At 40.4% G+C, this 20,228-nt stretch carries 20 protein-coding genes (1 of these 20 running past the window's edge); 5 read left to right on the top strand and 15 right to left on the bottom strand.

Going from position 1 to position 20,228, the window contains the following annotated elements:
- From msrP to AC0VYG_RS06450, 6 genes are all read right to left on the bottom strand, one after another.
- Positions 1-527 carry the 5' portion of a protein-methionine-sulfoxide reductase catalytic subunit MsrP gene (msrP, locus tag AC0VYG_RS06475; RefSeq protein ID WP_475431501.1) on the bottom strand. Its footprint begins 466 nt before the window's first position, so the window shows 527 of its 993 coding nt (coding positions 1-527); the start codon lies at positions 525-527; its stop codon lies off the left edge, out of view.
- 121 nt (positions 528-648) lie between these two features.
- A complete protein-coding gene (gene pssA / locus AC0VYG_RS06470; RefSeq protein WP_475432526.1) occupies positions 649-1,428 on the bottom strand; it encodes a CDP-diacylglycerol--serine O-phosphatidyltransferase in 780 nt (259 codons plus the stop codon).
- Between the two features lie 29 nt (positions 1,429-1,457).
- Complete coding sequence (gene hemL, locus AC0VYG_RS06465) at positions 1,458-2,741, bottom strand: glutamate-1-semialdehyde 2,1-aminomutase (protein ID WP_475431500.1); 1,284 nt, start codon at positions 2,739-2,741, stop codon at positions 1,458-1,460.
- A gap of 65 nt (positions 2,742-2,806) precedes the next feature.
- On the bottom strand, positions 2,807-3,229 hold the full coding sequence (gene hemJ, locus AC0VYG_RS06460; RefSeq protein ID WP_475431499.1) for a protoporphyrinogen oxidase HemJ: 423 nt from the start codon (positions 3,227-3,229) through the stop codon (positions 2,807-2,809).
- 1 nt (position 3,230) lies between these two features.
- Positions 3,231-4,907: a chloride channel protein gene (locus AC0VYG_RS06455; RefSeq protein WP_475431498.1), complete on the bottom strand. Its 1,677-nt coding sequence runs from the start codon at positions 4,905-4,907 to the stop codon at positions 3,231-3,233.
- 127 nt (positions 4,908-5,034) lie between these two features.
- Positions 5,035-5,466, bottom strand: coding sequence for an Lrp/AsnC family transcriptional regulator (locus tag AC0VYG_RS06450; protein WP_475431497.1), 432 nt, complete (start codon positions 5,464-5,466; stop codon positions 5,035-5,037).
- Between the two features lie 179 nt (positions 5,467-5,645).
- On the opposite strand from AC0VYG_RS06450, the gene yjeH reads away from it, so the two are divergent.
- Both yjeH and luxS read left to right on the top strand, forming a co-directional pair.
- The gene (gene yjeH, locus AC0VYG_RS06445; RefSeq protein WP_475431496.1) at positions 5,646-6,920 is read left to right on the top strand and encodes an L-methionine/branched-chain amino acid transporter; all 1,275 of its coding nucleotides are present in this window, start codon (positions 5,646-5,648) and stop codon (positions 6,918-6,920) included.
- A 65-nt stretch (positions 6,921-6,985) separates the two neighbouring features.
- Positions 6,986-7,498 carry an S-ribosylhomocysteine lyase gene (gene luxS, locus AC0VYG_RS06440; RefSeq protein WP_475431495.1) on the top strand — a complete coding sequence of 171 codons (513 nt, stop codon included), beginning with the start codon at positions 6,986-6,988 and terminating at the stop codon, positions 7,496-7,498.
- Between the two features lie 131 nt (positions 7,499-7,629).
- On the opposite strand, the gene AC0VYG_RS06435 is transcribed toward luxS, so the two are convergent.
- The 7 genes from AC0VYG_RS06435 to AC0VYG_RS06405 all read right to left on the bottom strand — a co-directional run bounded on the left by AC0VYG_RS06435 (position 7,630) and on the right by AC0VYG_RS06405 (position 15,215).
- Entirely contained in the window at positions 7,630-8,565 is a 936-nt protein-coding gene (locus AC0VYG_RS06435) for a cyanobactin maturation protease PatG family protein (RefSeq protein WP_475431494.1), read from the bottom strand.
- Between the two features lie 15 nt (positions 8,566-8,580).
- Entirely contained in the window at positions 8,581-9,345 is a 765-nt protein-coding gene (locus AC0VYG_RS06430; RefSeq protein WP_475431493.1) for a cyanobactin maturation protease PatG family protein, read from the bottom strand.
- 47 nt (positions 9,346-9,392) lie between these two features.
- Positions 9,393-10,469, bottom strand: coding sequence for a cyanobactin maturation protease PatG family protein (locus tag AC0VYG_RS06425; RefSeq protein WP_475431492.1), 1,077 nt, complete (start codon positions 10,467-10,469; stop codon positions 9,393-9,395).
- 142 nt (positions 10,470-10,611) lie between these two features.
- Positions 10,612-11,343, bottom strand: a complete 732-nt coding sequence (locus tag AC0VYG_RS06420; RefSeq protein WP_475431491.1) for a hypothetical protein — start codon at positions 11,341-11,343, stop codon at positions 10,612-10,614.
- 157 nt (positions 11,344-11,500) lie between these two features.
- Positions 11,501-12,136: a hypothetical protein gene (locus AC0VYG_RS06415; RefSeq protein WP_475431490.1), complete on the bottom strand. Its 636-nt coding sequence runs from the start codon at positions 12,134-12,136 to the stop codon at positions 11,501-11,503.
- A gap of 400 nt (positions 12,137-12,536) precedes the next feature.
- The gene (locus tag AC0VYG_RS06410) at positions 12,537-13,952 is read right to left on the bottom strand and encodes an ATP-binding protein (protein WP_475431489.1); all 1,416 of its coding nucleotides are present in this window, start codon (positions 13,950-13,952) and stop codon (positions 12,537-12,539) included.
- A gap of 345 nt (positions 13,953-14,297) precedes the next feature.
- Positions 14,298-15,215: a hypothetical protein gene (locus tag AC0VYG_RS06405; RefSeq protein WP_475431488.1), complete on the bottom strand. Its 918-nt coding sequence runs from the start codon at positions 15,213-15,215 to the stop codon at positions 14,298-14,300.
- A 315-nt stretch (positions 15,216-15,530) separates the two neighbouring features.
- On the opposite strand from AC0VYG_RS06405, the gene AC0VYG_RS06400 reads away from it, so the two are divergent.
- Together AC0VYG_RS06400 and AC0VYG_RS06395 are read left to right on the top strand one after the other, a co-directional pair.
- Positions 15,531-16,088: a hypothetical protein gene (locus AC0VYG_RS06400; protein ID WP_475431487.1), complete on the top strand. Its 558-nt coding sequence runs from the start codon at positions 15,531-15,533 to the stop codon at positions 16,086-16,088.
- A 104-nt stretch (positions 16,089-16,192) separates the two neighbouring features.
- Complete coding sequence (locus AC0VYG_RS06395) at positions 16,193-16,333, top strand: hypothetical protein (protein ID WP_475431486.1); 141 nt, start codon at positions 16,193-16,195, stop codon at positions 16,331-16,333.
- Between the two features lie 127 nt (positions 16,334-16,460).
- On the opposite strand, the gene AC0VYG_RS06390 is transcribed toward AC0VYG_RS06395, so the two are convergent.
- Positions 16,461-16,988: a hypothetical protein gene (locus AC0VYG_RS06390; RefSeq protein WP_475431485.1), complete on the bottom strand. Its 528-nt coding sequence runs from the start codon at positions 16,986-16,988 to the stop codon at positions 16,461-16,463.
- Positions 16,989-17,360: 372 nt separating this feature from the next.
- Between AC0VYG_RS06390 and AC0VYG_RS06385 the strand changes: the two genes are divergently transcribed.
- On the top strand, positions 17,361-18,377 hold the full coding sequence (locus tag AC0VYG_RS06385) for a LysM peptidoglycan-binding domain-containing protein (protein WP_475431484.1): 1,017 nt from the start codon (positions 17,361-17,363) through the stop codon (positions 18,375-18,377).
- 1,153 nt (positions 18,378-19,530) lie between these two features.
- Here AC0VYG_RS06385 and AC0VYG_RS06380 read toward each other — a convergent pair.
- Positions 19,531-20,007 (bottom strand): hypothetical protein, encoded by a 477-nt coding sequence (locus tag AC0VYG_RS06380; protein ID WP_475431483.1) that lies wholly within the window; start codon positions 20,005-20,007, stop codon positions 19,531-19,533.
- Positions 20,008-20,228 lie beyond the last annotated feature (221 nt).

The raw sequence follows: 20,228 nt of genomic DNA, 5'->3' as shown, positions 1-20,228 counted from the left end.
TATTTTGCCTTTGAAGTGGGTTTAAACCGTTTTAAGACATCTGCTAGAGAGACACCAACCCACGGAATAACCATCGACCAAGCCTCAACGCACCGATGCCGATAGATACGCTCTTCTAACGCGGATTCTTTAATAATATCGTCAAGGTTGAATACGCCTGTGTGTTCCGCTTCTCCTTCCACTGTCATGGTCCAGGGACGTGTTGTAAAATGTGAGGAGTATTCTGATGGGTCACTTTTACCATAGCCAAATTCGTAAAAGTTATTGTAAGTGGTTGCTACATCATAGGGTGCAACCTTCTCATTTTTACCAAAGGAGGTTTCTGTAATTCTCCCAAAAGCATCAGCCAATACAGCCGGAGGTTTAAGCGGATTGCCACCTTGTAGTGCTGCAAAAACATTACTTGCTCCCAGCCCAAGCGCTATACCTCCAGACGCTTGCATAAATTGACGACGATTGAGATAGACCTGCAAGTCCGTCACTTCAGACTCTAAACAATCTGACGCTTTTTTATTTTTGATAATCATCTCGATACCCTCTTTTCAGTCAACAAGTAGACTGCTTATTGTTAGGATAGTTCCTCTACATCAAAAAAAGGCCCTCTTACATTGCAGCAAGAGAGCCTTGTTCTTGATTTTAAGTATCGAGTTAACGAAATTTTGCCGAGACTCTGCCCATCAGCCCCCATAGACCATAAAGACAGAACAGGCCCATTAAGACAATAGCAGGCTCCAGTGCTGCGATAACAAAAGCCAAAACTGCAATAAGCAGCACAACAAATGGTACTCGTCCCTTAACATCAAGGTCTTTAAAACTACGATATTTGACGTTACTCACCATGAGCAAACCGACGATGGGAACAAGCAATGCCATGATTTCTGCCAAACTCGCGCCCGCTATTCCCGAATCGTTTGCCGCCCAAATGACACCTGCAACAATAGCAGCGGCTGCAGGGCTGGGTAGCCCTGTAAAATAGCGTTTGTCTTCCAAACCAATCATGGTATTGAATCGTGCTAGGCGGAGCGCCGCCCCAACCGCATAAATAAAGGCAGCAATCCAGCCGACTTTTCCCAAAGGTGCCAGCGCCCAAGTAAATGAAACCAGTGCTGGCGCCAACCCAAAAGACACCATGTCAGCAAGAGAATCATATTGAGCACCGAAGGAACTCTGAGTTCTTGTCATGCGGGCTACCCTGCCATCTAGACCGTCAAATACCATCGAAATAAAGATGGCGACAGCTGCATGAGTAAAATTCCCATTCATCCCAGCGATAATGGAATAGAAACCAGAAAAAAGTGCCGCTGTTGTAAACAAATTTGGTAACAAATACACCCCTTTATGAGGCTGCTTCAACTCGACACTGTCTTCACTATCCATTTCATCTGGTGAATCATGCAATGAACGCTTTTCTGTTTCTTCTACCGACATTTCAAATACCTTTTCGAGGGGTTTCTTCATTAAACCAACTTAGCAAAAGAACGTTTAGCCGCTTCGATTGTATAATCAATATCTTCATTTGTGTGGGCCTGAGAGATGAAACCAGCCTCAAACGCAGCCGGAGCAAAGTACACCCCTTCCTCCAACATATAATGGAAGAACTTTTTAAACCGCTCAATATCACACTGCTGAACTTCAGCAAAACTTGTTACTTTATCAGCTTCAGTAAAGAAGAAGCCAAACATGCCACCTTCGTTCACCACACAAAATGGCACACCTTGCTCATCAGCCACCCGCTTTAAGCCGGTCACTAATCTATGCGCTTTTTCCTCTAACCGTGCATGGAAACCCGGCTCGCTAATTTTGTTCAATACAGTCAACCCCGCCACCATAGCAACAGGATTTCCCGATAAAGTGCCCGCTTGGTACACTGGGCCCAAAGGCGAAATGTGTTCCATGATGGCACGTTTGCCACCAAACGCACCAACTGGCATGCCAGCGCCAATAACTTTACCTAACGTCGTCAAATCGGGAACAACATCAAAGCGTTCTTGAGCACCGCCTAATGCAACACGAAAACCGGTCATCACCTCATCAAAAATCAATACGGCGCCAGATTCATCACACACTTGGCGTAATGTTTCTAAAAACCCCTCAACAGGAGGGACGCAGTTCATATTACCCGCTACTGGCTCAACAATAACACACGCAATTTGATCGCCAATATCAGCAAAACACTCTTTAACTTCCTGACTATCGTTGTATTGCAAGGTGACGGTATGCTGAGCAAGATCTGCTGGTACTCCTGGCGAATTCGGCACGCCAAGCGTCAATGCACCTGACCCCGCTTTCACTAATAACGAGTCAGAATGACCATGATAGCACCCCTCAAATTTAACAATTTTATCTCGCCCCGTGTAGCCACGCGCCAAACGGATCGCACTCATCGTGGCCTCTGTCCCCGAGTTCACCATACGAACCATATCCATGGAAGGCACAAGCTCACAGACTTTTTCTGCCATGGTAATTTCCACTTCGGTAGGGGCTCCGAAACTCAAACCGTCTTCAATTTGTTCACGAACGGCCGACAAAACATCTGGATGAGAATGCCCCAAAATCATTGGCCCCCAAGAACCAACATAGTCGATATAACGCTTTTTATCTTCATCATACAGATAAGCGCCCTGCCCTTTTTGAAAAAACAAAGGCGTTCCACCAACACCGTTAAAAGCTCGTACTGGTGAATTAACGCCACCAGGAATACGGTGCTGGGCTCGTGCGTATAAATCTTCTGAACGACTCATAATTCCTCTAATTTCTCAATTAAAATACTGTAATAAGTTGGTGCAAAGTCACACATCAACTTAAATTAAAACGGTTTAACAACCACCAATATAACGATAGCAATTAATAAAATAACAGGCAGTTCGTTAAACCACCGATAAAAGACATGGCTTCGAGTATTACGGTCTTCTGCAAATTTTTTCAGTAACCGACCACAAGCATGATGATAACCTAGTAATATCAACACTAACGCAAGCTTGGCATGAAACCAACCAGCATGCATATAGTAAGAGGGATTGTAAGATACCAACCACACCCCAAACACAATGGTAGCAATCGCTGAGGGCGTCATGATACCTCGGTACAACTTGCGCTCCATTATTTTGAAACGTGCAATACTTTCAGCATCTGTACTGCTTGCGTGATAGACAAATAAACGAGGTAGATAAAACAGTGCTGCAAACCAGCAAACTAAAGAAATAATATGAAACGCTTTAACCCACAACATCCTAACGATCCTTAAATAAAAACTGATCCATCGTCCGACGGGAAATAACACTCACTTGCTGGGATTTAGAAAATACCACCAAGACATCAGACGCTTGTGTTTGATGAAACCAATCCGCAACAGAGGCTAACGAGTCGGGATCCTCAAGCTCATCGATAGAGGTAGACTCCACTGCTTCTACAAGATTCATCAGTATATGATCGCCATCAGCAACCAGCCAAGGCTGAGGTCCCTGATTCAACGCTTCAAGGGCCTCCACCATATGAGCGCGTCTGGCAATACGCCAATTATCATCCACTCTAAAAGCTGCGAAGTCTAGGGTACTTGCTCCTAAATCTTTTACATCTTCTGGGGAAGCATGAGCAGATAACACAACCACCTCTTCTGATACAGGCTGAACACTGTGCAACATAAGATGGTGCTTAAAAGGATTTAATGTGTAGGACAAACCGGCAAAATGCAGCCGCGACACAAATACCGACTCTTCTTGAAAGATCAGTCTCATGATTAAACAAGCCAAAACAATCACGAATAAAGCCGGCACAATCGCCTCGGAGGAGTGTGTCATCTCCACCACAGTCATTAATGCTGTCAATGGGGCTTGGAAACAAGCGGCCATCATGCCAGCCATCCCCAACAAAGCAAATAGGGCCATTTCGTGATGAACCCCCATCCCTTCCCCAAAAACGGAGGCTACTTGAACCCCCGCTACGCCCCCAATGATTAAAGTCGGTCCAATCATGCCTCCAGGAATACCTAACCCAATGGTAAAAGACGTAAGCAGTGTTTTCGCCACTAAAAAAGCCAGCAAGGAATACATCAAGGTTTCACCTGACAAGGCCTTAACCAGGGGCTCATACCCTCCACCCAATATTTCAGGTAAGTAATAGGCTGCCAAAGACGTGACCATCGCCACAAGAGAAAATCGTATCCAGATAGGTAAGCGGCTTAAAGGCCATAGTATTTTTTGTACCCGATTAAAGAGTAGAGCTAAAACGACGATGGAGAATACTAACGTTAAACAAGCCAGCGAGACATCTAGATTTAGCAAGGTAACAGAAAAGTCATTGACTTGAAAAACGCTTAATGCTCCCAAAAAATATTGGCTGACCAACATACCCGCTACGGAGGAGAGTAAAACAGGCAACACATATTGCACTCGGTATTCTAAAAAAATAACTTCAAAGGCAAATAAAACACCCGCTAAAGGGGTTTGAAAGGATGCCGCAATTGCACCAGAAACGCCACAAGCCAATAAGGTTTCAACACCAAATTGGGGTAAACGATTACGTTGAGCTAACAAACTACCAAAGGTTGCGCCTATGTGAACGGCAGGGCCTTCTTTACCTATTGATAACCCACCCGCCAAAGCAATGGCAACTGAGAAAAATTGCACGATACCATTCACCACGGGCAATACGCCCTGGTGATAATTCAAACGCTCAATGACATAAGGAATGCCCAGTTTGTGATATTTAGCAGGCAACCAAATGAAAAATACGACCAATATAAAACAGGAAATAATTGGCAGCAAAGCTCGCTGCCAATCTGGCATCGCCGCAAAACCATCTTCACCACCAAACATAAAATGTTCACTAGGCCACTGAACAAGCCAATAAAGCAGCACCATTAGTAGGCCACTCAAAATACCACACACAGCACCCAGCCAAGACAACAAAAGTAAATCTTCATTGCCCTTAATGTTTTTGAACCATTTATCCTTTAGATTTAACGGAGTCAGAGCCTTACCTCATTCAGGAAAATATTAAAAATGACAGACAAGCACACTTTATATTGATACAGGCCTAATAACGATCTAATCGTCTTGCTAGACACATATGCGTCACTACTTTATGAATATTCGGCCAAGAGTCGATATCACTACGAATATCATGAAGACGGCTCATAGTCGATGCTTCTACTAATAAAATAAGGTCCACATCACCACTAATAGAATGCGCTAGCTTTATTTCGGGTACACTATCAATATACGGCTGAATAAGCTGGCATGACAGGGGACGAAATGTCAGTGCCAAATAAGCGGTAACAGCTTGACTAGAGTCTGACTTAATATGCGCATGATACCCCGTAATCATACCATTTTCCTCTAAACGTCTAATTCGATCCGCAACCGCCGAACGAGACAAATTGATTTGCTTACTTAATTCAGTAACAGAACGTCTTGCATCGTCGACTAACAGGGCAATTAACTTTTGATCATATTTATCTAATTGCATGTATTACAACTCTTTATGTGTCCAACACTAATATTGGCAATCTTTCCACAACCATCAATATGGGCGTCATTCCGTGAAAATGGCGGGACATACCCTCCGTTTGCGAGGTCCACTATCACACTCATTCACCTATGATGCTCTTATTCATTCATGTTCACCTTGATTATCAGGATAATCTCATGAAATACCAGAAAACCTTAGGGCCGATCCAAGGCATGGCAATGACTGTCACGACGTTTGTCGGAACTGGACTCATGCTATTGCCTGCTTTATCCGTCACTCAGGCAGGGGCTTTTTCTTTCTACGCCTGGCTAATAACCGCACTCGTCTCCCTTCCTATAGCTTTTGTCTTTGCATTTCTCGGTAGCCGATTCCCCTCCGCTGGAGGCGCATCGCATTATATTGGTAAACAGTTTGGAGAAACAGCAGAGCGTGCCGTAGGCTGGCTATTTCTCAGTATTTTATTAGTTGGTCCAACCGTAGCGATTAAAATTGCAGCGGCGTATCTTGCCGTGGCACTCAACTTAGACGAACACTACATTTTTGCTCTAAGCATTGCGACCCTACTCATTATGACACTGTATGCCTTAGCAGGAGCTGAGAACTCTTCTAAAGCACAAGTCTACATTGTCGTCATGTTAATTCTCTGTGTTATTAGCCTCGCTTGGAAAGGCAACTTAAGCGCGGCCACCGCCTCTATAGAGACACCCCATGATTGGGTAAGTTGGAAAACGACGCTATTGTCCATTGGCACCATCTTTTGGTGTTTTCTTGGCTTAGAAGTCATGGCTCACTTAGGCGCGGAATTTAAAAACCCAGCACGGGATTTTCCGATTGCTCTATTTGGTGGTATGACCATTGTAGTGCTTCTGTATCTCATCGTCGTATTATTAGTCAGCTATCATCACACCTATGGTGACGACCTCACTAATAGCCAATCACTCGCCTTATTAGTTGGCCACCTATTTGGTGAAAACAGCAAGCGCTTCTTTGCTGGCGCAGCCTTTATCATAGCTTTTACCAATGTTGGTATGTATCTAATTGGGTTTGCTCGAATGGTTCAGACTCTGGCAGCAAAAGGTGCCCTTCCCTCAACCTTTGCCCCACTATCGAAAAAAGGCTCCCCCACTCGCGCGGTCATCCTTGTTAGCTTGGTAAGCTTACTTTCCTTGCTTACCTTTCATTATACCGATGGCGCTATGAGTATGTTAATAGAGATGACCAATGGTGCATTTATTTTGATTTATGGCCTGACCTCGATCACAGGATTACACCTATTAAAAGGCAAATACCGACTCTTTGCCGTCTTGGCTTGCGGCTCCTGTCTGTTGATTGCCTCCTTCATGGGGACGAACCTGCTCTTTGCGCTGGGCGCCTTCTTACTCGCCATACTGTTTGAGCACTACAAAGACAGAAAAAGACGCATTCATGCACCAAAAATTCATGTACAATAGCCCCTATTAAGTAGAACATTTACCAGACATGTCTAAGGACATGACCCTATTAGCAGGAGAGTAATATGCCACTATTAGACAGTTTTCGCGTAGACCATACACGCATGCATGCCCCAGCCGTTCGAGTTGCAAAATCCATGTCGACCCCAAAAGGCGACGATATCACCGTCTTCGACTTACGTTTTTGTGTACCAAACGAAGAAATCCTTTCTGAAAAAGGCATCCACACACTAGAACATTTGTTTGCTGGCTTCATGCGCCAACACCTAAATAGCGATAGTGTTGAAATCATCGATATTTCACCCATGGGTTGCCGAACTGGCTTCTACATGAGCCTTATTGGTACTCCCTCTGAAGACGCTGTCGCTAACGCTTGGAAAGCCGCTATGGAAGACGTATTGCAGGTGAAAGCCAAAGCCGATATTCCAGAGCTAAATGAATATCAGTGTGGTACTTACGAAATGCATTCTTTAGAAGAAGCGCAAGACATTGCGAGGAAAATTCTAGATCGTGATGTGAAAGTAAACAGCAACGAAGAGCTGTATCTTAGCGAAGAGTTCTTAAAAGAACACAGCTAAGAAAAAGTTATTTAAGCTAGAACACGAAATGTAAAAAGAAAACGCAAAAAGGTGACCTAGTGTCACCTTTTTTATTTTTTTCAAATTCCTAGAAAAGTAAAAATAGGAGCGGAAGTTTTTATATTTCTTTTTTAAAAATGGGGCAAAAAACGACTCCAATTTGTAACAACAAAAGGATACTCTCCCGTAACATCTACTGAGCTATACCAACTTTGCTTAGCTCCCGTATTAATTCCCTGATAATTAAAAATAATTTTAGCGATCAGTCGCTTACCGCTCCAATAAGTATGACTTTCAACATTCACCAATTGATATCCACTTGGGTTTGGCCCAGAGGCATTTGCTTTATAACAAAGACTGTAAGATTCATCATAAATCGCTTTATTATGATATAAAACATAGTTTAATGCTCGCTCTGTATTTTGAAACCCATCACTCGTATTTAATGAAAGAATTTCATCTGCTAATTCTTTAAAGGCTAATGAGTTAGCCATTTCATTCTCAATCAACTGATAGAATGGCGTCAACTTGGTAGGGATTAAGTTACTAACCAACACCTGACCATTATCAAGCAACTGACCGACCATAATAATAGGTTGGTCATGCAATCCTAACGCTGCTATAAATTGGATCAAGTTATCATCAGATATGGGCAGTAAACTATAAACTTCATTGTTGTCAAGGTTACTAAAAAACCAATTCATCTCTCTCGCGACATAGAAGTTTTTCTTATTCCCAAGGCCTTCATACAGCAAATTATCCAACGAAGCATTTTGATTCACCCTTGACAAACCCACTTCATCATTAACATTTTCAAGAATGGAAAGATCTACTGCTTTAGATTCAGTCTCATTAGATAAGATGCAAGCCTGATAAAACTCTTTCTCAACACTTAAGTTAGGAAAATTAGCATTCACATTTCCAACAATGTAAACATAGTTTTTATCTTCAACATAGTCGGTATCAATTGATTTATCATCGGATTGAAAAGAACCACATTGGGAAACTGTGTCCAGTTTTCTATATTTTATACTAGACCTTTTAAAGTCATAAGAAAGTGAAGTCATATTGATACGTCCTAATTATGTGTTACTAGGTAGATAGTTTCTGAGTGGAAAATCAATGAAAGGATACATATCTGTCACATCAATACCACATGAATAAAAAGTCTCTATACCATCATTGAAAAATCTTAAAATCAACTCCACCAGTATTCTGCCACTAGTCTTATTATAAAATTGATAATTTAATGAGATTAAAGGTGCAGTCGTATTTAGTTTAGAAGAAACAATATCAGAATAATTAAAATTAAAAAAATTAATAGCCCGATGCTGAGGAGATACGCCATCATTTAACTTTAATGATATAGAAGGCAAATCATTTTTCGCTGAAAACAACATCTGACTACAAATTACAATGGGCAATTTTAAATCATTACAATAATTATTCGACGAAACAGATCCAAGTGTACCAATCATCGCTACTTTCGGTTGATTCTCTTCTGTCTTCAAGGTATTAATCAGTGTGTCAAGCTCATTCTCATAACGAGGTACAACCAAATAGGTATCAACATTATTAACACTAAAGACCCAACAGACTTTTTCTGCAATGTATAAAAAATTTCTAAATTTAAGACTTTTATTTTTCTCTGCATCATTTAAATATGTAAACACACCAAAAAAATCATCAGGATTCACATTTATGGATTTTGCTGCCGCTTCAAACTCTTTTTGTAAATCCAAACTAGAAAAAAAAGGTCTTAACTTACCTAAAGCATAAACTGAACGATCCTTTTTCATCTCAGATGTCTGACTTTCGCTCGATATCGTTTCTATTTTATCATTCATTATCGCCTCCTATATATATCATAAACTCTCTCAAGTAAAAATTAATTTCAATTAAGCATTAATGTCACAGGCATAAAAGACTGCAATGGAGAATTAATGAAAGGAAATTGATTTGTCACATCGACACTACAATAGTAATACTTTTCTTTTTTGGCATTTTTTTTGCTTTTATATTTAAAGATAATATCAATCACTACAGCATGAGAAGACATTAAATCAGAATAAGAACAATCTACGCTCTCTAAAAAATAACTCTCCTCATCAAGTGTTTTAGAATTATGAGAACTTTTATTAAAAGAATGAGTGATAAAATAAATATCAGGATATTGAAAAGCAAGATAATTTTTTGCTCTATTAAAATCAGTGTTACCATAATTTGGTTTAAACTCAAGTTGTTTTAACACATCTTGAATCACTGAAGAAGCGATATCTACCAGCCCATGAAGCGTATTATGCAAATCATTTAATGTTTTACTGTATATATGATTACACAACACAGTTGGCAACATTTTGTCAGATACCTTCTCAGACTCACCTAGCATTCCGATTATAGTAGAATAAACTTCTTGAATGTTATTTTCTGGTTTTTTAGTTGCCTCAATAAAACCTAACAGCTCAGACCTGGACCTAGGTTTCACCAGGTAGCAATTTTTATCACCTATTTTCAACACCCAATTAACCTGTTCGGCAATGTAAAAGTAAGGAAAGCTTTTTTCATCAGAAAAACTAAATATGCTATAGTAATCGTATTCGCTTACTCCTAACGTTCTTGCAGCAGACTCAAATGTATTTAATAGACCAACATTGGGGAATATAGGTGTCAATACACCGACAGCATAAATAAAGGTTTTTTTATTCGTCTCTTTAAAGTCGCAACGGCAAACACCATCTACATAGCCACACTGACAATTTCGCTGCACAACAGAATCATTTTCTGGAACAGCGCTTAAAGAGCTCAATTCACCTACCTCTTCCATAGTAGATAAAGTCTCATCACATTTACTCGTGATATCATTAGCAATAGGATGATCATCCAGGTCTCTGTGATGATCCTCTTGTGATAACACACTATCGGACACGAGATTGACAGAAGCAGACATGTCTCTATCTATTATATCAGTCATATTTTTTACCCATAAAATTTAGCTGAGAATAAATTCTTATCATAAGGCAATGATAGATGATTCGATAAAATATCAATTGGCTAAAGCTAGGACAAAATGGATTAAACATGGTAAATCATTAGCATAATTAACGAATACAAAGCTAACTTAATAAAAATCCATCAGGCATCACGCCCTTCCTATCACAATAAGTAATAAGGTCATTGTATAAGTGAGCATCCACTAAAGTGGGCACAAGAGCAGCTTTACAGCGCGACAAGGTTAAATTATCAATAATAGAGTAATTATTTTTCTCTTCTAAACCAGTAACATATAACTGAGGGGAGAAAATATCTATATCTTTATTTTCTAATAATCGACGAAACAAAACATCATCATCCGGAAAGTTAAATGGCGCTCCACAGCTCACTAAAACCCCAAAGCCATTCACTTTGGCAACAGAAAAGGACTCCGCCAGGAGATCACCTAAGCCAGCAACCCCTTCTTGAAGACAGTAAGCAATACCATCATACCCCTGCAATTCACCTAACCTTATAGCGCGAGTAATGGCTTCAACACAGCATGAGTTAAAACTGCCATAAACATCACCGCCACCAAATGCAATGTATTGATCACCAACTAGCTGGCTTTTAATTTTTTGACCTCGATTTAATGCCGTACCAACATGTGAGTAACCACTAAAAGAAATCGATATCTTTGAATTCGTTAAAGGCTGTGGGTCAAATTCAGACCAGCACCAAGAACCCAGGTAAGATGACCTCATCAATGTAAAAAAGTCCTTAGCCTGGCTATTTTTTTTCGCTTGGTTCTTTTTCTTTAAGAATATATTATCAAAGTTTTTAGAGACGATTATTTTTTCGTTTTTATTTTTCAATTGAAGGTTTCCTAATAGTATAAAAATCACTATTTTAGTATTTCAAAACGCTTCAATCTTGGCTTGTTTTATGATAGTTTTGGTAAAACTCAGGGTTACAATAAGTAAACCTGAGTTTTAGTGCCCTACTTAAAATAATTAAAATAGTGTAGACAATTTACTGTCCCGCTGGTAAAAAAGCCCAGCGGATTTTGCATGATCCAGCATTGTCACCAATAGATATGGTTTTCATTGTATTGCTACTCGAAGATGAACCACAATCAACGGTTTCTAAAACAGTGTTATTGCCAATATTAGTCGGAGGGCAAGCGCAACCTTCCATGTTTCCATAATAATATCCAACAGAATAACCCGCTTCGTTCAAAGCCCTTACCCAATTCTTTTTAAGTTCTTTTGCAGAGTCACTATTTGAATTAAGTGTAAGATAATCCTGAATGCTTTTTTCATCTAGCCACACCGTGATATTCTTAGGAAACCCAGCTCTTCTCAGTTCATTTATTGCGGCTCTAATATCACCCGATTCACCTAATCTATCTGTTATCACCGTGGGAACTTTCAATAGGGGCATTACAGATAAACCAGAACCTCCGGATAAATTGCTCATCATACTATATAGTTCCGCATCATCTGCATCATAATTTGTTTTCTCGTTTGTATGATTTATAAGCCGTAAACAGAATGAATAGCCTTGTTTTTTATACTCTTGTGCAAGTGAATAAGTGATTACCTGCTCAGCAACAAATCCTTTAGCGTGCGCTGTTGCATTTTCAGTTAGTACTTTTAGAACTGACATATAAATACCTCACTCAATTAATTTCAATTAGTCAAATATTATTTTTTAAATTAAATAGAAAACAATACTAATATAGAGACAGATATCAAAGTCCTCTAGACATCATATCGGCTTTGACAAATTAACTATATCCATCATAAGTTTTACCAACTTGGACTTTCTTAGCCTGAGATTGGCATTTATCAGCATTTATTTGGTATTTTTTAGGATGTAACCATATTTAACAACGAATAATCATTAAAACATACTTTAACTAGGAAAAACCTTTTATTAAGATGAATAAACAACCAAATACATCAATAAAATGGAATATTTCATTACGGTAATGCAACATCCTGTCTTATGAATCAGAAGTCCGTAAGACAAAGAGTATAGAAAGGCGGTTAGGGTGTCTCGCAACTCACCAGCGGGGGAGAATGTTTGTGTGGTTTTCTCGATTGATTCCTTCGTAAATATCCTTCTGCATGATCATCGTGCGACCATCTCCCAACGCCTTAAGCGATGCAAAGCGAACAACATTCATGATAGAAGCCCCGGTTAAATCGTATTGGGCAGCGATGTCGTGTAAATCGATAGTGGATTCCAGTTGAGTTTTGTCTGAAAAACCCGAGAGCCACATTGCAAGCCGCTGCTCAATATTCGGTTTAGGAAACTTTATAACCGATTCAAAACGTCGAAAAAAAGCCTCGTCAAAGTTGTCTTTATAGTTGGAAGCTAAAATCACCAACCCATGAAAACGCTCGATACGCTGTAATAGATAAGACACATTTTGGTTAGCAAATTGATCATTGGCATTACTGGTTTGAGTACGTTTTCCAAACACAGCATCCGCTTCATCAAAAAATAACAACCAGCCATTGGCCTCCGCCATAGAGAAAACTCGTTCTAGGTTTTTTTCGGTTTCCCCTATGTATTTAGACAGGATCATCGACAAATCAACCTTATAAACATCACGTTGTAAAGCATTGCCTAGCACCCCCACAGTCATCGTTTTGCCAGTACCGGGCGGCCCATAAAACAAAGCTCGGTATCCAGGTCGGATCTTGCTGGCCAAGTCCCAGTCATAAAGGAGAGTATCCCGATGCTCCAACCAAACTTTTATTTCCTCTAGTTGGGTAAGGACACTGGCTGGCAACAACAAAGACGCCCACTCTCTTTGAGTGACAACACGTTGGGCGGGGAAGTCCGCATCCAATGTGGCAACATATTTTTCGCCTGTCGTAAACATAGGTACATATTTGGCAGCTAAGAGTAATGGTAAAAACATAGGAGTGTGAGACCGTTTTGGTTCCTTGTTATCCAGTAAATCCATCACGGCGCTAGCCGCCTTGTTCACCTTTGTATCTGAATATTCGTGGGCCGCTAAACGCGCTTGTACTGTGAGCCTTTTCTCAATGGAAAAACCAGCCAGAAGAAACGCCAACGTTTCCCCAGTGACGCAATACACGCCATCTATTTCCACTCCACCAAATTCACTATAGGGTCGATTAGTTTGTTCATTCGTCATCCAAAATATATCTAATACACTCGGCCTAATAAAAGGGAGTAACGATAGTATTAACATCAACCTCTCGCTGAAGCCAAGATCGTTACTATCGATAAAGTCCCCATACTGTGAATTACTTTGCGTTACTGGCGGCGGCGTCACCTCCTCGACATCACTATAGGGAGATTCGTGACCAAAATGCAATTGCAAGCGTGTCTGAATCACAGCCTCACACCAAGCAATTTCCGCTTCTAATGTCTTAGCATTGGCTTGCGCGGGAGATAAAATGGGCACCGCTGCTTTATAGACAATGGCATTGTCGTTAATCATCGAATTATCAACTCCCTCGTATCTCGTATACAGACTCGTTACTTTCTCTGCTTTCAAGTAGCAGTCAAACAGTCCATCACTATAAGGATCAGAGCTTTTTCTCGCTTGGTTTAATTGATGTGCCGGCTTGGTAAAAGATAGGGACATTGATCGTTTGAGGGACAATATAGGAAATATAATATAGCCCCTAGCAAGGAGGAAACTATTATTACAATACATGATACGCTTATATTTTTAATAAAGCATACTCGCATCCCATAAATAGATAAAACTCAGGTTTATGAAAAATAAACCCGAGTTTGCACATATTTTACTAGATATATGTTCGTATTGAACCTACTAACATTAAGGTAAAAATGCCCAGCGTATATTTCTTGCTTCAATTTCGTTGCCAATTGTAATGGTTTTTATTCCTCCTTCCACCATTGGAGTGCGAGTAGCAACGCCTAGCAATACGTTCTCTCTACAATGACAACCACTCCCGTTAGAGAAGTGGAAGGCAGTATGTTCATTATTGTCGGTGTAATAGCCGACAGAGTATCCCGCTGAAATCAGTTGCTGGTTCCACTTATTTTTAATCTGCTCTAGTGCCATGACATGATCCGTCCCCTCCTCCTTATTCTTGACCTCCTCTAATTCTGCCATTGCTGCAGCGAGATTCACTTCCGCTTGTACTAAAGCTGCTGCTGTGAGCTCTTGATCAGCCTTACTGTCTCTTGCCTCTTTTTGCTTTTTAGCGTCTTCAGGTGTTGCTTCGGCAATTGCTTTCACCTTGCCTTCAATAATCTTCGCAATATCATCTGAGGTTTTAAGCCTGTCTCTCACATTCATCGCTTCCTTAACGGCAATTTCGGCAATGCGTAATTCATCATTCCCCTTATAGGTAATTTGTTCCACTATCTGTTCGTTGTTCAAGATTGTTCGTTCATCAAGCCAAACGGTCAGATTAATAGGTAATCCAAGTTGATTGATTTTCTTTATAATCTTATCCACATAACTATCGATAGCGTCCCCTTTCGTCATTAAAAATAACGGCATTACACATAATCCACTGCCTCCGGATGAAGAACTCATCACACTGTACAGTTCGGAGTGGAAAGCTCGTGTACTATTAGTGTCTTCCTTATGATTAATAGTCATTAAACAAAATTTGTAGCCTCGATTTTTAAACTCTCTTCCAATATCACACGTGACAACCCCATCGGCAACAAAACCTTTAGCATAAGCAATAGCATTTTCAGTTAATGCATTAAAAGTTGACATACCAGTATCCTCAATTAAATAGTTTTAATTAGATATATGATATTTTCTCTCAATTTTAAAAAGGTTATAATATTTCATATCTAAAAGCTCAAAGTCTTATTAAATCATTATCGACTATGAGCATTTAATTATATTCATCGTCGTTTTTACCAACTTGGTTTTTCTTCGTATTAAATGGGTATTTCTTGGTATTGATTTAGTATTTTTTAGTATTTTTTAGTATTTAGTTGATTTTTGCGAGTAATGAGTTGAGGTTTTCTAGCGTTAGTCGAGTGCTTTCTAACGTTCATTTACAACAAGAATCGATCTCTATTTATGCTCATATGTGCCACCTTTTTGCGAGCAAAGAACAACCCATTATCAGTGTTGATTGGTCTGAACTTGATGGTCGAAAACAGCATTTCTCATTCGAGAAGTGGTCGCATTTCAAAGATGACTCTATACGAAGAAGTACATGACATTAAAACGAAGGAGGAACCTAAAACACATGGGCACTTTCTTACCAAGCTAAAATATCTTCTTCCAGAAAAAACCAAACCGATTATTGTGACAGACACTGGTTTTAAAATACCTTGGATTGAGCTGGTAAAGAGTTTGAAATGGGACTATGTTGGACGTGTTCGTCGACCACGACAATTTTTTGATGTAGCAAGCAGTACTCCAAAATCTTTTTCATTAACGCTAGGTAAATTCAAATCGTATTGTTGTCATCTAGTACTCTACAAAGGCAAGCCAAAAGGTCGGCACTCTAAACCAAGACGGATCAACACAAGCATCAAAAACCTTATTAACCGCCGCCCGTGTAGCAAAGACGGCCGTGGTTATTTGTGTGATCATTACCAAAGAACAGCTCGTCTACCAAGAAAAGCGTGAAGGTTTATCAGACACGAATACCAATAGAAGAAAGCTTTAGAGACATAAAAAGCACAAAATTCGGCTTAGGTTTTGAGCATAACCACACTAAAAAATGAGCCAGAATGAAGTTGCTAGCGTTACTGGCAACACTGAGCGCCATGGTGCTTACTTTATTGGGCAAAAGAGCACTCTCCACGAACCTCAAAATCACCCTCAAACAATGGCGAGAAGGCATTCGGAAATTCGCCGAACAGTTTGTTTAAGGGAGACGGTTTTATGGTTTAAATTCACGGGATACCTCAGGATCTGATTCCAACCTTTGTTTCTTATTTGTTGATATACGCGGTACATTATTCACTTCTAAATTTTGGACGATCAGCTTTATCTATCCTATTTAGCTTGTGAAGAAAAAGTGAGCCCTGCTGTTTTTTGTTTGGATCCTAAACTTGAACCAAACCAAAAACTCAATATTTGCGGAACAGCCGCCGTTAATACGCCTAATATTGTGGTAAAGACCCCCATTATACCTCGGTCTTTGGATAAAGTATCAGGATGGATTATCAAAAAATAAAGCACACAAAAATACCCAATGACAAAAACCGCAGATAATAATATTTGTGGCCAAACATTTACTTCGAACAACTTTCGTGCACTATTTCTATCATTATTGGATAGCTCATATACATCGATATTTAATCGCTGCATTTCCATCTTAAATTGAGCATCGAGATCCTTTAACTTAGCCAACTCCGCAGGGGAAGCCTTTAAGATAGCGGCCTGAATGTCCGCTTCATTAGCATTGGGTTTATCCAATAATTTGTCCGCGATATATCTAGTGGCTACGCCAGCCATAGGGCCACCTAATGCAGTTCCTATAACAGGGGCGACACTCTCTATAATATTTTTCCATATTTCCATAGTTTACCTCCTAACGATTCTTCAAATTTATAAACTCTGTACTAAATTAAAGTATTTACAACACGATAATCCAAAGCTGAAGCCAGTGCTTGGAAAAAGTTAGGGATCAATAGGTAGGAAGTACGAATTCTATCAGCTAAGAGAGCTGGTATTTTTATATTTTCTACTAAGAGATTTATTTAAAAGACAACATTTCAATAACGTCTAGAAATAAAAAAGCAAATTTTACCAAAACAATGAGCAAAAATCCCAAATATAAACGCTAGAGAATAGGTATTATTTATCACTGGATTAAAAAATCGATAATTAGAAAAGTACTTATCTAAACCGCAATAATAGAAAACTCACTCCGAAAATGAAAAGGAAACTAGAATGAACAATATACTCGTTTACACCGTGTTATCGGGCGACACCCTATCCAGCATCGCCAGCAACATCTGTGCTTCAGCCGGCCTATCCGCCGCACAAATAGAGAGCGCCAACCCAATGATATCTGCGAAAGACTTGCAAATTGGCCAAGTAATAAAAATCCCCCTTGGCACTAACGATGGCAGCACCTGGCGATTTACTATTCGCAAAGGCGACACCTTCGCCAGCATTGCGACGGCCTTATCAGAATGCCATGATCTTACCTACGAAAACATTCAACAACATGATCCAAGGACAAAAAACGGCATTCAGGTCGGACAACTAATCAACATCCCTTCTACCACAATTAGTGGCACTGTGTTAACGCCCAATGCAGCAAATATGGGTTATTGGAACTGGACTTGGTCGAGTAATAATAATCCAAGCAATGCCACCCTTAGCATGGCCTTTAGCGGATGGGCGGAAACATCGCAAGCCATTTCAGAAAGCGATATGGTGAAAGATCAATTGGTTGGAGAAAAATACATTGCCTTTGGCGGCGGCAATGAAGCTGGCCGCTTTACCTCCGATGTGTTGAACGCCATCACCACCGCCATCATTGAGGATAAATTCACAGATTACGACGGCATAGCTTACGACGTAGAAGAAGGCGAAGCGGGCCTAGCTAATAATTTTTCCACAAGCTTCCAAGCCGCAAAACACAAAGGATTAAAAGTACTGGTTACTGTCAGCCACTCCGCACCTTATGGTATAGCTGATGCGGACATGCTCATGCGAACCTTCTTTGATGAAGAAAACATTGACATTCTCTCACCTCAGCTATACACAACAGGGGAAGAAACCACCAACAATTACAGCTTAACAGCAGATTCCTCAATTACCTGGAAAGACTACGCTAGGAGTAAAGCGGATGTGGTTCCGAGTATTGTCGTTGACGCATTTTACGAGAGCGCCGATACCTACTTTAAAGCTCAAAACGTAGAACTAAAAGGCTACATTCAATGGCAGCAAGTGACCTAGGACAAGCAACAAAAGAGCTTTTTTGAAAGATGGCAATTAGCCAGTAAAGAATTACTTGAGCCACTAAGGCTTTTGATTTTGCTCCGATCATTCACTCACACGAATTCTCAAAGCAAGGAGAAAGTTTTCCACGTTTAAAAACACGTTGGCAGGTTTGTTTGTGCTGCTTTTTTTCTCCGTTACTTTGCGATCAAGTCGTTTTTATGAGGAGTTGTGTGTGTTTGAGTCAGATTGCTCTAACTATTGGCACGGCTCTGAATATTTGAAAAGTATACATCATGCCTCCTACCATCTTGTTTGTTTTTGATTTGCCCCCACACTTTCACAAACAACAAATAGAGTAATTCACAACCACCGAGTCCCCCCCTAAAACCAAGCCAGAAAAGCAAATAGTGTTTTTCTGGCAGATTACGACTCTAAAGCGTTCACTGTGTATGATTGAACTGATTTTATCTGCACAGACGTACATTGCATCCGATGGTTAGTTTTTGATCTGACCCCAAACTCCCTGGAAGAAGAGATTTTAGCTTGGCAAGAAAATGACTATGTGTTTTAGCTTACTCCTTTGTTTTAATGTCATGAACTTCATCGTATCGAGTAAAGGGTCGTCCCTGGAATTCGACCACCGCGCGAATGAGGTAATGTTGTTTTGACCATCTTGGTCAGACCAATCAACGCTGATAAAGGGTTGTTCTATCCTCGCAAAAAGGTGGCACATATGAGCATAAATTGGGATCGATTTTTGCTGTAAATGAACATTAGAAAGCACTCGGTCTCCACGCTTAATTTTTGTGTCTTTCAAAAGCGTCATATTGAATGCCCCTTCTAATATTAGTAACGGTGTTTTGCTCGCCCTGTGCAAGGCTCTGAACACATGCAGCTACTTCATCACGTCAGCCTCTCCGCAGCTCAGGACGTACAAGGGGGAGTATCTGGTTCAGAATAGTCGTCGCGTTCATCGCTCTTGTGTTAGGTTGTTGTTGGTGAAATATTGATAACCAATGGCCATGAGTGTACTCGTCTTTTGTAAACTTAGGTTTATTTTTATGATTTTCGCATCTATGCTTTACGATTCGATCTTACTCATCTGTACTTGTGCCGTTGTTTTTTTGTGTTCCTTTTCATTTGGTTCTGCTCCGTCTCACGTTGCTTCTTAGGCTGGCGTAGTTCTATCCACACCTGTGCCCCTTTTTCCGATTTTGTCATTAGTAGCTGAATACTCTCCTTTTGTAATGACTGGTTCCCATCGCTTCTCAAGCTCATCATTTAGCCTTCTAATTAGTACTTGTATGGTGTTGCCAGCTTTTCGGTGTTGATGCATGTGTTGAGCTGCACCATCCGCACCAAGTTCGTATACTTTAAGAGGGTCTATAACTACCACTCTGCCAGTTGGTGTATCCACCATTAGTTGAAGGTCGACGACAATATGTGTATTCAAGTATTCAGCTATCTGTTCGAGTCTCGCCCTGATTTTAAAGATGCCACTCACGTCGGGTTTACTCCTTAGCATTGTGTTTATGATCTCAAGCGCTCCATCCGGGTTTTTCCATAGGTCAATCGCACTTCCAGGTATAAAATCCATCAGTATAAACGGTCTCGATCCGATGTTGACTCCTGATGTATTAGTCATATTTGCGTCAGTTCTGTAAGCCTTTGGGACGTCTAATCCTGCATTGGGAGGATTATTAAGGTTTTCGTTTCCCGCCCAAGGTTTTTAAATTGTCAACCTACATTTTCTCCGCTTATCCACGCTCTAACATAGGTCTTTTTGCCAATGTTATATCTTTGTAGTCTCTTCATTTCTCCGCCTTTTACTGCGCCTACGTCCTTCGCTTCCTTGAGGTTTATCAC

Source organism: Marinomonas sp. 63XJN7_7_ISO-PGPR-S23-202, from assembly GCF_056173505.1.
The sequence above is the reverse complement of the archived record's forward strand: the minus strand, read 5'-3'. Positions and strand labels throughout refer to the sequence as shown.

Excerpts from the sequence above, each read along its gene's own strand:
- AC0VYG_RS06425 (WP_475431492.1), bottom strand. The coding sequence starts at position 10,469 with ATGACTGATATAATAGATAGAGACATGTCTGCTTCTGTCAATCTCGTG.
- hemJ (WP_475431499.1), bottom strand. The coding sequence starts at position 3,229 with ATGTTGTGGGTTAAAGCGTTTCATATTATTTCTTTAGTTTGCTGGTTT.
- AC0VYG_RS06410 (WP_475431489.1), bottom strand. The coding sequence starts at position 13,952 with ATGATTAACGACAATGCCATTGTCTATAAAGCAGCGGTGCCCATTTTA.
- AC0VYG_RS06405 (WP_475431488.1), bottom strand. The coding sequence starts at position 15,215 with ATGTCAACTTTTAATGCATTAACTGAAAATGCTATTGCTTATGCTAAA.
- AC0VYG_RS06450 (WP_475431497.1), bottom strand. The coding sequence starts at position 5,466 with ATGCAATTAGATAAATATGATCAAAAGTTAATTGCCCTGTTAGTCGAC.
- AC0VYG_RS06430 (WP_475431493.1), bottom strand. The coding sequence starts at position 9,345 with ATGAATGATAAAATAGAAACGATATCGAGCGAAAGTCAGACATCTGAG.
- pssA (WP_475432526.1), bottom strand. The coding sequence starts at position 1,428 with ATGTCGGTAGAAGAAACAGAAAAGCGTTCATTGCATGATTCACCAGAT.
- AC0VYG_RS06415 (WP_475431490.1), bottom strand. The coding sequence starts at position 12,136 with ATGTCAGTTCTAAAAGTACTAACTGAAAATGCAACAGCGCACGCTAAA.
- luxS (WP_475431495.1), top strand. The coding sequence starts at position 6,986 with ATGCCACTATTAGACAGTTTTCGCGTAGACCATACACGCATGCATGCC.
- AC0VYG_RS06395 (WP_475431486.1), top strand. The coding sequence starts at position 16,193 with ATGAAGTTGCTAGCGTTACTGGCAACACTGAGCGCCATGGTGCTTACT.
- AC0VYG_RS06390 (WP_475431485.1), bottom strand. The coding sequence starts at position 16,988 with ATGGAAATATGGAAAAATATTATAGAGAGTGTCGCCCCTGTTATAGGA.
- AC0VYG_RS06400 (WP_475431487.1), top strand. The coding sequence starts at position 15,531 with ATGCTCATATGTGCCACCTTTTTGCGAGCAAAGAACAACCCATTATCA.
- AC0VYG_RS06380 (WP_475431483.1), bottom strand. The coding sequence starts at position 20,007 with ATGACTAATACATCAGGAGTCAACATCGGATCGAGACCGTTTATACTG.
- hemL (WP_475431500.1), bottom strand. The coding sequence starts at position 2,741 with ATGAGTCGTTCAGAAGATTTATACGCACGAGCCCAGCACCGTATTCCT.
- yjeH (WP_475431496.1), top strand. The coding sequence starts at position 5,646 with ATGAAATACCAGAAAACCTTAGGGCCGATCCAAGGCATGGCAATGACT.
- AC0VYG_RS06385 (WP_475431484.1), top strand. The coding sequence starts at position 17,361 with ATGAACAATATACTCGTTTACACCGTGTTATCGGGCGACACCCTATCC.
- AC0VYG_RS06435 (WP_475431494.1), bottom strand. The coding sequence starts at position 8,565 with ATGACTTCACTTTCTTATGACTTTAAAAGGTCTAGTATAAAATATAGA.